Origin of the sequence: Acinetobacter sp. (genome assembly GCF_049284435.1) — a bacterium.
In the GTDB taxonomy this organism is placed as follows: domain Bacteria; phylum Pseudomonadota; class Gammaproteobacteria; order Pseudomonadales; family Moraxellaceae; genus Acinetobacter.
Genome location: NZ_JBAPXX010000023.1, coordinates 1 through 11,370, shown reverse-complemented (window position 1 = coordinate 11,370; position 11,370 = coordinate 1). Strand labels below are relative to the sequence as shown.

General features: G+C 40.4%; 13 protein-coding genes. 7 read left to right on the top strand and 6 right to left on the bottom strand.

Annotated features, from left to right (window positions below):
- Positions 1–94: 94 nt before the first annotated feature.
- From WAK81_RS01900 to WAK81_RS01885, 4 genes are read left to right on the top strand one after another with little or no spacing between them, the layout of a single operon-like run.
- Positions 95–325, top strand: a complete 231-nt coding sequence (locus WAK81_RS01900; protein WP_422195459.1) for a hypothetical protein — start codon at positions 95–97, stop codon at positions 323–325.
- A gap of 60 nt (positions 326–385) precedes the next feature.
- On the top strand, positions 386–667 hold the full coding sequence (locus WAK81_RS01895; RefSeq protein WP_333835472.1) for a holin: 282 nt from the start codon (positions 386–388) through the stop codon (positions 665–667).
- Positions 664–1,410, top strand: a complete 747-nt coding sequence (locus WAK81_RS01890) for an N-acetylmuramoyl-L-alanine amidase (protein WP_422195458.1) — start codon at positions 664–666, stop codon at positions 1,408–1,410. Before WAK81_RS01895 ends, WAK81_RS01890 begins: the two co-directional genes overlap by 4 nt.
- The gene (locus tag WAK81_RS01885) at positions 1,407–1,703 is read left to right on the top strand and encodes a DUF6527 family protein (RefSeq protein WP_085064376.1); all 297 of its coding nucleotides are present in this window, start codon (positions 1,407–1,409) and stop codon (positions 1,701–1,703) included. Before WAK81_RS01890 ends, WAK81_RS01885 begins: the two co-directional genes overlap by 4 nt.
- 63 nt (positions 1,704–1,766) lie before the next feature.
- Here WAK81_RS01885 and WAK81_RS01880 read toward each other — a convergent pair whose 3' ends face one another.
- The 4 genes from WAK81_RS01880 to WAK81_RS01865 all read right to left on the bottom strand — a co-directional run bounded on the left by WAK81_RS01880 (position 1,767) and on the right by WAK81_RS01865 (position 5,904).
- Entirely contained in the window at positions 1,767–2,963 is a 1,197-nt protein-coding gene (locus tag WAK81_RS01880) for a helix-turn-helix domain-containing protein (protein WP_085064375.1), read from the bottom strand.
- An 18-nt stretch (positions 2,964–2,981) separates the two neighbouring features.
- Positions 2,982–3,641, bottom strand: a complete 660-nt coding sequence (locus tag WAK81_RS01875; RefSeq protein ID WP_085064374.1) for a hypothetical protein — start codon at positions 3,639–3,641, stop codon at positions 2,982–2,984.
- A 386-nt stretch (positions 3,642–4,027) separates the two neighbouring features.
- A complete protein-coding gene (locus WAK81_RS01870) occupies positions 4,028–4,687 on the bottom strand; it encodes a hypothetical protein (protein ID WP_422195457.1) in 660 nt (219 codons plus the stop codon).
- A complete protein-coding gene (locus tag WAK81_RS01865; RefSeq protein ID WP_422195456.1) occupies positions 4,687–5,904 on the bottom strand; it encodes a tyrosine-type recombinase/integrase in 1,218 nt (405 codons plus the stop codon). The genes WAK81_RS01870 and WAK81_RS01865 overlap by 1 nt, the downstream gene beginning before the upstream one ends.
- 383 nt (positions 5,905–6,287) lie before the next feature.
- On the opposite strand from WAK81_RS01865, the gene icd reads away from it, so the two are divergent.
- The 3 genes from icd to WAK81_RS01850 all read left to right on the top strand — a co-directional run bounded on the left by icd (position 6,288) and on the right by WAK81_RS01850 (position 8,677).
- On the top strand, positions 6,288–7,544 hold the full coding sequence (gene icd, locus WAK81_RS01860; RefSeq protein WP_422195455.1) for an NADP-dependent isocitrate dehydrogenase: 1,257 nt from the start codon (positions 6,288–6,290) through the stop codon (positions 7,542–7,544).
- A gap of 300 nt (positions 7,545–7,844) precedes the next feature.
- On the top strand, positions 7,845–7,976 hold the full coding sequence (locus WAK81_RS01855; RefSeq protein ID WP_004645538.1) for a hypothetical protein: 132 nt from the start codon (positions 7,845–7,847) through the stop codon (positions 7,974–7,976).
- Positions 7,977–8,119: 143 nt separating this feature from the next.
- Positions 8,120–8,677 (top strand): M23 family metallopeptidase, encoded by a 558-nt coding sequence (locus tag WAK81_RS01850; RefSeq protein WP_422195454.1) that lies wholly within the window; start codon positions 8,120–8,122, stop codon positions 8,675–8,677.
- Here the strand turns inward: WAK81_RS01850 and WAK81_RS01845 are convergent.
- Positions 8,656–9,867: a YbfB/YjiJ family MFS transporter gene (locus WAK81_RS01845; protein ID WP_422195453.1), complete on the bottom strand. Its 1,212-nt coding sequence runs from the start codon at positions 9,865–9,867 to the stop codon at positions 8,656–8,658. The two genes, WAK81_RS01850 and WAK81_RS01845, sit on opposite strands and share 22 nt — an antisense overlap.
- A gap of 211 nt (positions 9,868–10,078) precedes the next feature.
- A partial coding sequence (locus WAK81_RS01840) for a pyridoxal phosphate-dependent aminotransferase (protein WP_422195452.1) occupies positions 10,079–11,370 on the bottom strand: 1,292 nt, incomplete at its 5' end.

Here is an 11,370-nt window from a genome sequence, read left to right as displayed (position 1 = left end):
TTTAATGCGGAATGGTGGGGCATGGTTGAGAGCGTGAGTGTCTCGTTCAATCATGCAGTAATCAATCAAAGTGTTAAAGTGGAGAGCATAAACCATGAGTAATCCATTGCAGCGTTTAATTGATTTACTTCCAAAGGCTCCCGAATTCATTGGTACGATAACTTCTGCAGATCATCCGAATTACAAGGTTTTGGTGGTAGATGGATCCGGACTGGTCATGTGCACCAGTACGGCTAAGTATACGAATGGCACCCGGGTATTTGTATCAAGTAATGAGATTAAGCGCCCAGCACCAGAAGGAAGGGTGGTGAGAATAGAAGTCTAATGATCAACAAAATAACCGCACCTTCGGGTGCTTTTTTATTGCAAAAAAATAGGGGGAATCATGCAGGAGCATGAAAAAACATTTTGGATGCTTGTCGTGATCGGGGCTGTCATCGGCCTGTCTAAACTTCTTGTATCTGAGGAAAGACTAACTGTTCGACTTGTTTTGGGTCGGACTATTTTAGGATCAGCTTCATCCGTTTTGGCTGGTGGGATCTTATTACAAATTCCAGATATTCATCCACTGGCTTTGATTGCAATTGCATCAGCTCTGGGAATCCTTGGAAGTACATTTATTGAAAACTGGCTTAAAAATAAAGCCGCAACTTGGAGCGTCAAATGAAATTAATTGAGCAAAGTGCCTGGAAGTATCTTTCTGTGAAGCTCCCAATTTTGGGAGCTTTTTTATTGCTTGTCGTTATTCCGGCATTGCAATGGGCGATGGACTTTAAAGTGATCCCTGTTGAGTACCATGCATTTATCACAGGGTCGGTCATGGTGTTTTTATCGTGGCTTGGTAAGAAAATTTATCAACCAAAACTGCACCAACCTTTAGGCCTTGTTGCGGTTACAGCTGGCCATAGCAATACAGATCCAGGTGCCGTAAATGGCAAAATCAAAGAAGCAGATCTGGTCGTCAATTTCCGCAATGCAGTGACTCATTATTTGCGTGAAGCAGGGCTGCAAGTCAAAACTGATGGCACTGGCACTAAAAACGACCCATTGTCTGCTGCTGTAAAATTGATTACAGGTTCAAGCGTGGCAGTCGAATTCCACATGAACGCTGCAACATCAAAACAGGCCAACGGTGTTGAAACAATCGCACTGCCGAAAGATAAAAAATTGGCTCAGGATTTGTCGGTGGCTGTAGCTGATGCGCTTGGTAGTCGTTTACGTGGTGACAACGGCTGGATTGATCAATCTAAATCAGCGCGTGGTCGACTGGCATATGTGAATGCCGGCGGTTTGATTATAGAGCTGGGCTTTATTTCCAATGAAGATGAACTTGCTCGATTTAATGCGCGCTATTGGTTGGCTGCTAAGGCTGTGGCTAAAGTTTTGATTGATTATGAGGCCAGCAAATGAGTGAGTTTAAGAAAGTAAGCAATATATTGCTTGAGTCGAACGGTATTTATTTCATTGAGTGCCCAGGATGTAAAACCTTACATCCCATCCATGTTGGTGAGCAACATCGGATCAGATGGGGCTTTAATGGGAATATGGATGCACCGACATTCACACCATCATTAATGGTGAACCAAGGCCACCCAAGTCAATGTCACTCTTTCATCACTGATGGAAGAATTCAATTCTTATCAGATTGTCACCATAGCTTGGCAGGTCAGACAGTTGACTTGCTACCAGTGGAAGAATTCTAATGTTAAAAAGCCCTCATTCAGAGGGCTTTATTCAAGTTAATATAAAATTAGAGTGATATCTAATTAATCGCGGGAAAACTTTATGAGTTCACCTTGTCTCTTATGAAGGTTGGTCGCATTGGTTGAAGAAGGTGTATTCTTTGATTTCATGCTAATAATTTGACCAAAATCTTCATCTAGATAACCAGATGCTAGTCCACACAACACTTCAAGGTGTTTTTTTAAACCAAACTCATCAATAATTTTAGATTTAGAAAAACCACCTTGTTCCAACATTAGCTTGATTGAGTTTTTTAAAGCCACTGGTTGCTCAGGTTTTGTTTCAACGTCATAAGGTTCACATTTGTGATATCCGCGGTATCGTAAACTTCTCCATAAACGAGATCCTTCATCTGAAGAAATCATCTTCATAGATTCTGCTTTGTATATCATTGCAGCTATTGAAATCCCCCAACGTTTCTTTAACATTGTTAATGATTCAATAGATATCTTATTAGCCTCTGCAATAAATGCATTTGGAGGAAATAATAAACAACTTGCGAAATAGTGGGCTTGTTCTTCTAAAAGATCAAACCTAACTTTTTTATCTTCTTGAGTTAAGTTTTTATGCATAATTAAATGCCCTAACTCATGAGATATATCAAATCTACTTCTAAAATAGTTGTCTTTATCTGCTGCAATAAAAATAAATGGTCTGTCATTAATCCATGCAGAACTACCATCCATATCGTCATAACCTATTTCAAATCTTGTAACAATTACACCTGATTTTTCAATACGTTTAGTGAGATCCTGAATAGGAGAGATACCAACTCCCCAATGCTCCCTTAATTTAGAAGCAATCTCTTCAATCTGATGGTGTGTAAGTAATAGTGCTTCAGTTCTACTAAGACTCTCAATTAAGTTTACTTCTGGGAAATTAATCCATTCTGCTGCAATATGATAAATCTCAGACAAATTTAGAAGCATTTCATTTGATCTATCACCTGGAGCTTTCAGCAACCTTTTTTTTGCTCTATTTAAGAACAAAGGAGAACCTTGGTTGGGGATAGGTCTTAAAAACCAGTGATATGGAATTTTAAGAGCCTCAGATAATTTTTCGATAGCTTCATTTTGAGGGAAATGAGTCCCATCTTCCCATTTGGTTAAGGTTGATGGTGAAACATTTATCATTTCTGCTAGAGCGGCTTTTGTGAGCCCGTCATACATGAGACGAGCACGTTTTAGTCGCCCAGACTGGAATTGCTCTATTCCTTGCATGATTAATACCTTCAAATACTACTTTTTAGGGGCAGCTTGATCAACTCTACGCTTCATAGTTACGATGTCATCCTCTGCTATGTCTGTCATTGGCTCTTTAGCTGATGCTCGTAATTCATCAAGAGTAAATGTTAACAATGAATAGAATTCTGTTGGGTGAGGTAGAACTAACTCAAAATCGAGCAGTTGGTTTTCTCTATCCCAATAGATAGATGCATAGACAAAGAGTAAAGAGCTTAATGGGATTTCATCATCCAAGAGAGCGATATTGTCAAGCAAATCAGGTTGAACTGGCTCAACTAACCCCTGATTTAGAGTAGCTTGGTTAGTAAAATAAAGTGATTTCATCACATTGCGACTAGATCTTCTTGTAATTATTAAATTACAAGAAGATGTTGTTAAATGAGTGTAGAAATGCCCCTTTGGGATGGTTTCTTTAATAACAACATTATGTCCATTTGCTCTAGCAACATTAAATAACTCATCCATTAAAACATCAGGTTCAAGTTTGGGTGAAATTTGATTGGCAATTTCCGAGTTATGAAAATTTGATAAAACAAATTCACTTGCACCTAATAGTCTATTTTTTATATCAATAGACAGTGATTCAAGAAAGTTTCCTTTGAGTTCATGTGCTAAGCGACTCTGAATATGGGGTTTCAGTTCATCCAATGTCATTATAATACCGTTCTAAAGTAGATTTTGTCAAAAAGTATATAAAAAATTTCGTATGTTGTATATATTTTAATTAATTTTAGTTTGTTTTTTAAGCTTTATGTTCTTCCCGCTATCTATCCCTTTATAATTAATTCATGCTACCTAATATTGACAACATTCTGGGACTAGCCATTCCTGCCTTGCTCGTAATCTCGCACAACTAATCATAACTAAATTTAAATGGGTCATATTACATCTTTAGGCTTCTGCCCTTATGTCTCTTCGAAATAAATCTAAATAACTCATTTAATTACGACGAATGTGAATGTGGGGATATGTGTGAAGGCTCTCTGAAAAAAAGCTGTCTTACTTGATAAGCCACAGTGAATCTTTTATGGAAAAAGAACTTAATCAACCTTAAGTTCTTTTAGTATTCTCATTATCGCCAATTCATAAATCTCATTTCGCAATAATTCATAATTAGAAATTACCTTCTTAACAATATGTAATGCCTCATCTAAATCGCAATATCCTTCATTTCCTTCACGGGCAATAATGAATTTACCGACGAATTGATGAATATATTCATCATATATCTCCTGATCTGCAACTATGCGATAACCTCTTAATGCTTCTAAAAAAAAGTTAAAATCACCATTTATTAAATCCAGTTTTTCAAAGCATGGGAATATATGGTTTTGATATTTTTTTAGTGCTGCCTCCCCAAAGTAAAAATTTCCTGTGGAGCTATCCTTTTCAATTTCAACCTTTAAGTCAGATAAAGTATCTTGAGCAGAATAAAGGGCATCCTCAAATTTCAAGTATTTCTCGTAGACCTTTAATCCAAAAGTATTCATGATTTGTTTGTTGTGCTGCTCTCGCCAATCATTAAATAGCTGAGTAGCAATATATGCAGCTACCAGCGTGGCAATTCCCCCAAAAAAACTAGCGGTGTCTGAAAGGGCATCTTTAAAGTCCCCATACAAATAAAACAGAAAGGCAAATAGAAGAACTATGGCAAAAGATGTTGCTAAAATTACCGTAGATGCTAATTTTGAAATATTCACTATTCCTTCCATCCATCCACAATATCAGCCCAATCCTGCATCATTTTTCTACGATCTGCTAAGTATTTGGCATGGTTATAAGAAGCCTTAGTTTTATTTCCGACAGAATGCGCTAATTGCATTTCAATCCAGTCTTCCTTGTATCCTTTTTCGTAAAGTGCTGTTGAAGCGGTCGCGCGAAAATCATGAGCAGTCACTTTATCCAAACCCATATATTCAAGCATTCGATTTAGTGTGGTCCTGGATAACATGCAGTTTCTCTTTTGTGGAGAAGGGAATACATATATCTGATCGCCGGAAATTGCGTGTTGCTGTTGAAGTAGTTCAAGCATCTGTGTAGACAATGGTACAATGTGAGTTCTATTCTTTTTCATGACTCGATCTTGCTGTGTTTGTCTTGACGATCGCGGTAGTGTAATTGTCTTTGAATCAAAATCAACATAAGACCACTCTAACTTCCTGATCTCTACTGTCCTCAACATTGAATACAGCATGGCGAGTCCGGCATTTCGGACTGTGGTAGAGCCGTTATAGCTATCAATATTGCTTCGCAAAATTTTCTTTTCATTTGCATCAAGCGACCTTGCATGCTCAACTTCGGGCTGAGAAATTACACTTCTAAGTGCATATGTTGGGTCATTTTCTAGCCTGGAAGTAATAATTGCATAGCGCATCACCAGACCGATAAATCTACGGTTTAAATTTGCCGCAGCTTCACCGGTGCCAAATTTTGCAGAATTACTTACACGCTGCACTGTATTCTTCATCACATTTAAAATATGAGCAGATGTGATTTCATTAATTGGTATTGAGCCAATATCCTTATAAACATCCAACTCCATGCACGTCTTAAAGCGATTCACATAATCAGTAGAGCGGTGCTTCATTTGCTCCGCTGCATATTCTTCAGAAATTGCTTTAAAAGTATTATTGGCTTGAACCCTTTTTTCTAATTTATCTTTTTTCTTTTCAAGAGATGGGTTTATATCTTGTGCTAACTTCGCCCGAGCCTCATCTTTTAATTTTCGTGCTTGCTGCAGTGTCACGGCAGGGTATTCACCGAAACTCACGGTGCCTTCTTTTCCATGGAGCGTGAACTTGAATCGCCAAACCTTTTTACCTGTTGGGCGTACTTCAATATAAAGGCGTTCAGCATCCAAAATGCGGTATGACTTTTCTTTTGATTTTAATGTTTTTACTTTAGCATCGGTAAGCATCGCGGGTAACGGGTAACTTTAAAGTGTTACCCGCAAAGATACCCGTTTTTGTGTAAGATTAGAATAGATTAAAAAAGATTAAAACAGATTACAATTATTGTTATATACAGTACTGGCGCGGTTCTAGCAGATTAATATAGATTAATACGGACTTTGCTATTCAGAATTGTTTAGAATGACGATTTTCATAGGAAATAACTTCTATAATTACATTAATTTAAAAAATGTAGAGGTTTATTTAAAAGGGAAATTTAGTTATTTCCCGTATAAATCTCAAAAACAACAAATCTGGATTAGAATATTATGCGTTAAGAACAGGTGAAAGTATTGCCTAATTGGCAATTATTTTAGATTTGTCAGCGGCATCCGGGAGAATACTAATAATGGGATATCAAAAAATCGTAGTACCTGTGGATGGTACCAAAATTACCGTTAATGTAGACCTGTCACTCAACGTACCAAATAATCCAATTATCCCATTTATCGAAGGGGATGGAATCGGTGCAGATATTACACCAACAATGCGAGCTGTGGTAGATGCTGCTGTGCAAAAAGCATACGCCGGGAAGCGTTCCATCGAATGGATGGAAGTCTACTGCGGTGAAAAAGCTGACAAAATTTACGGCACCTATATGCCTGATGAAACCTTGGAAGCGCTGCGTGATTATGTAATATCGATCAAAGGCCCACTGACCACGCCAGTTGGTGGTGGTATTCGCTCTCTGAATGTGGCTTTACGCCAGGAACTGGATTTATATGTCTGTGTACGTCCGGTACGCTGGTTTGAAGGGGTACCTTCGCCAGTACATAATCCGGAACTGACCGATATGGTGATTTTCCGTGAAAATTCAGAAGATATTTATGCCGGTATTGAATGGAAAGCAGATTCTCCGGAAGCGAAAAAAGTTATCAAGTTTCTGAAAGAAGAAATGGGTGTAACCAACATCCGCTTTGAAGACAATTGTGGAATCGGAATCAAACCTGTCTCCAAAGAAGGTAGCCAACGTCTGGTACGTAAAGCCATCCAGTTCGCCATTGAAAATGACAAGCCAAGTGTGACTCTGGTGCACAAAGGCAATATCATGAAATACACAGAAGGAGCATTTAAAGAGTGGGGTTATGAGGTCGCATTGGAACGTTTCGGCGGTGAGCTTTTAGATGGTGGCCCGTGGGTTAAAATCAAAAATCCAAGAACGGGTAAAGATATTATTGTTAAAGATGTCATTGCAGATGCCTTCTTACAGCAAATCCTGATGCGCCCGGCAGAATATTCTGTGATTGCGACACTCAACTTAAATGGTGACTATATTTCTGATGCGCTTGCTGCGGAAGTCGGCGGGATCGGGATTGCACCAGGTGCCAATATCGGCGGTTCGATTGCAGTTTATGAAGCAACACATGGGACAGCACCTAAATATGCCGGACAGGATAAAGTGAATCCGGGTTCGATCATTTTGTCTGCTGAAATGATGCTGCGTGATATGGGGTGGACAGAAGCTGCCGACCTGATCATCAAGGGGATTTCGGGTGCGATTGCGGCAAAAACTGTGACCTATGATTTCGAGCGTTTAATGCCAGGGGCGACCTTGCTGCGTTGTTCTGAGTTTGGCGAAGCAATCATTAACAATATGGATGCCTGAAATTGCGATGCAATTTATGAGTTAAAATCCGCAGTAATTGCGGGTTTTTTTTATCATTTTATTGGGAAGCAAAGGCTGAACAGCTAAGAGCTAAACGTTAAAATAAGTATCAGGCTGCAAGATCATGTAAGAAGTGTAATGAGCCTAAAAATGATTCATTCTAAGCTGAATGACTTAGTAAAGACGGCATTACATTGACGTATTTGGATACAGCTCAGCGATTGGCTTATTTTGTATAAACGTTACAGTGATGAATGGAACTTCCAGTGATATAGAGACGTTTCTCCAAAGGAGTAAATCATGGCTAAAGCTAAAGCGAGACATAAGCAGGTCCAACAAAAAGACAAGCAGGACAATGCTCAGAATGAAGAGCAGCAACAGCAACAACAGCAACAACCATCGAAACCATCTCGTGCTAAAAAACGTAGATAATCTCCTATCCACCTGAAATAACAAAACCCTCATTTGAGGGTTTTGTTATTTTAAGACTAATATAAAATCATCACTAAAAATAACAGGATTGTGACTTTAAATTAGGCGGTTGTGATTAAGATAAAAGTCATCTATTTAATTTAATGCGAATATTGGTGAAATTTCTTCCGATTATAAGTTTACTGTTATCTATAGGTTTTTTACTGACTGCCTGTCAACCACCTCCTTCAGGGGAGGCAGCGGGCTGGAAAACCCCATATCTATATTGGCAATTACAGAGAGCCCAGTTGGAAGCTCCGTTACAGATTCCGGTTGAAGGCGTCAGAGTTGGTCAAATTAATGATACCTGGGGAGCAGCACGTAGTGCCGGTCGTAAACACGAAGGAACGGATATTTTTGCCAAACGCGGTACGCCAGTATTTAGCGCGACCCAAGGGATTGTGCGTAGGATTGGCACCAATAATCTGGGTGGAAAAATTATCTGGGTGACAGGTCCCAGTATGAGCCAGCATTATTATGCACATCTGGATGGTTATGCAGAGCATATTCAGGAAGGCGACTGGGTGGAAGCAGGTGAAGTCATCGCTTATGTGGGTAATACAGGTAATGCCAAAAATACCCCGCCGCACTTACATTATGGCATTTATTTAGGTGGGCAAGGAGCAACCAATCCTTATCCTTATTTAGTTCCTTCTCCATGAGCAGAAATTGGCGGAGTTTGTTGTTCAGGCTTGAGTCTGGCAGGACGTGTACACCAGAACAATTGCAATGTTCCTAATAAAAGAACCAATGTGGCCAGTATGAACTGTTGATGATAGCTCAATCCAAAATATTGCAGCGCACTAAAGCTGAGTCCACCGATCAGCTGAACTGAGGCAAAACACAAGGTGGCAATACTCCAGAGCTTTTTATAAGCCAGTCCATACAGTTGCAAAATGGTATAGGAGGTCAGGAAGACCACAGCGGGATTTAGCATACCCGTGAAAAAGGAAGAGCTAAAAGTAAGCAATGGGTTGGCATCTAGAGTCGCAATAAAAATAGCCACAATATAAAGACTATAAAGAATTTTCAGGGCAGCAAAATTACCCCATTTTCTGGCCAGTGCATAAGCACTCAAGGCACCTAAAGCACTGCCTAGCCCATAAAGAATCCAGTTGAAATTAATCCAGAACAAGCTCAATCCCAACTGCTGGCTTAAATAATCAATCCAGAAGAGTGAATGTGGTATATAGGCGAAAGCACTACAGGCATAAACTGTCAGTAAACTATAAAAGATGCTATTCAGAGATAGATGAGAGGTAACCGCAGGAGCTTGTGCGGACAAATACGGCTTAAATTTCTGAATCAGTAAGCTTAAGGCGATACAAATGAGCAGGGCAAAACCACATAAGATCAGCCAGGCAGTCTGTATGGAAATTTGATCCAGATAAGGCAGAAACAGTGTGGCAATTAAAACACCTAACCCAATTCCGCTAAAACCAATAAAGTTGATTTTAAGACGATCCTGAAGTTCACAACACTGCGCTACCACACTCGGCGATAAGATCATCATTAATCCACCGCTGATCCCCGAAATAATACGCCAAGCGATATACCACGCTTCTGAAAAACCAGAAAATGCACAGCACATCAGGCTGAACATGCCAGCGAAGGCTGAAATTTGAATATAGGTACTCATGCTGCGATCTTGAGGCAAGCGCATGGCAGTAAAGGCACCCATTAAATAACCCAGTAAATTGGCACTGCCCAAAAGACTGGCAAACTCTGTACTCCAGCCAAAGGCTTCGCGAGTACCCGGCAACAGCGCAGTATAAGAGAAACGAAAAATGCCAATACCCAGGCACATGCTAAGGCAGAGAAACAGACTGAGTTTAGTTGTGTTTGAGGACATCCGTGTACTCATGGAATTTTATATTTGGTCAAAAAATAACATGAATTCTCATGATTGAGGGGAAATTGCCTGATAAGAAACCATAGCGTGCAGAAATTTGCTCAAGGAAACCGGCATGCTTTTTTTAAATATCATCAGTCCAACCGCTGAATTTTCAGAGTAATAAAAAACCGCATCAAGACGCGGTTTTTTATTTTATCTATTTTAACAATTAACGCATCTTCGCCAGGAAGCGGCCAACACGGGTAATGGCTTCACGCAGCTCATTTTCGGCTGGCAGGAACACCACCCGGAAGTGATCCGGTGTCGGCCAGTTGAAGCCGGTACCTTGCACCAGAAGCACTTTCTCGGCACGTAACAAATCCAGCATCAGCTTTTCATCGTCCTGAACCGGATAGACATTCGGATCTAGTTTCGGGAAGCAGTACATGGCACCTTCAGGCTTGACACAAGACACACCTGGAATCTCGTTTAACATTTCCCAGGCAATGTTGCGCTGTTCATATAAACGGCCACCCGGACGAATCAGGTCATTGATAGACTGATAGCCGCCAAGCGCTGTCTGAATTGCATATTGTGCCTGATGATTGGCACACAGGCGCATAGAGGCCAGCATATCCAGACCTTCAATATAATCTGCTGCACGTGCTTTATCGCCAGTAATGGCCATCCAGCCGGAACGGAAACCGGCAATACGGTAAGCCTTTGATAAACCATTAAATGATACACAAAGCTGATCACCTGCCAAGGCCGCTACAGCAACATGCTCGATCCCGTCATAGATAATCTTGTCATAGATTTCGTCAGCAAATAAAATCAGGTCGTATTTTTTGGCCAAGTCAACAATCTGTTGCAAGACATGACGCGGATAAACCGAACCCGTCGGGTTATTGGGATTGATAATCACAATACCACGGGTATTTGGCGTGATTTTGCTTTCCATGTCGGCAATGTCAGGATACCAGTGATTTTCCTCATCACATTTATAATGGATCGCAGTACCACCCGACAGATTCACTGCCGCAGTCCAAAGCGGATAGTCTGGCATCGGAATCAGCATTTCATCGCCATCATCCAGCAGGCCTTGCATGGCCATGACAATCAGTTCAGACACACCATTACCGATATAGACGTCATTGACGTGCATATCCAGAATGCCTTTTTGCTGGTAATACTGACAGATAGCCTTACGCGCCGGAAAAATCCCTTTAGAATCGGTATAGCCAATTGCGTTCGGCAGGTTTAAAGCCACATCATTGATAATTTCTTGTGGGGCTTCAAAACCGAAGGGAGCGGGGTTGCCAATATTGAGTTTGATAATTTTGTGACCGGCTTCTTCCATCTCGATGGCCGCTCGTAACACAGGCCCGCGAATGTCGTAGCATACATGCTCGAGCTTGGACGATTTCTTGATTTCGCGTGGGGATTGGAAAGTGTTCGGCATTTTGATGTTCTCGGAAGGAGTGGAGGTCACTTTTGCATAACGATATAAATAACTTTTAA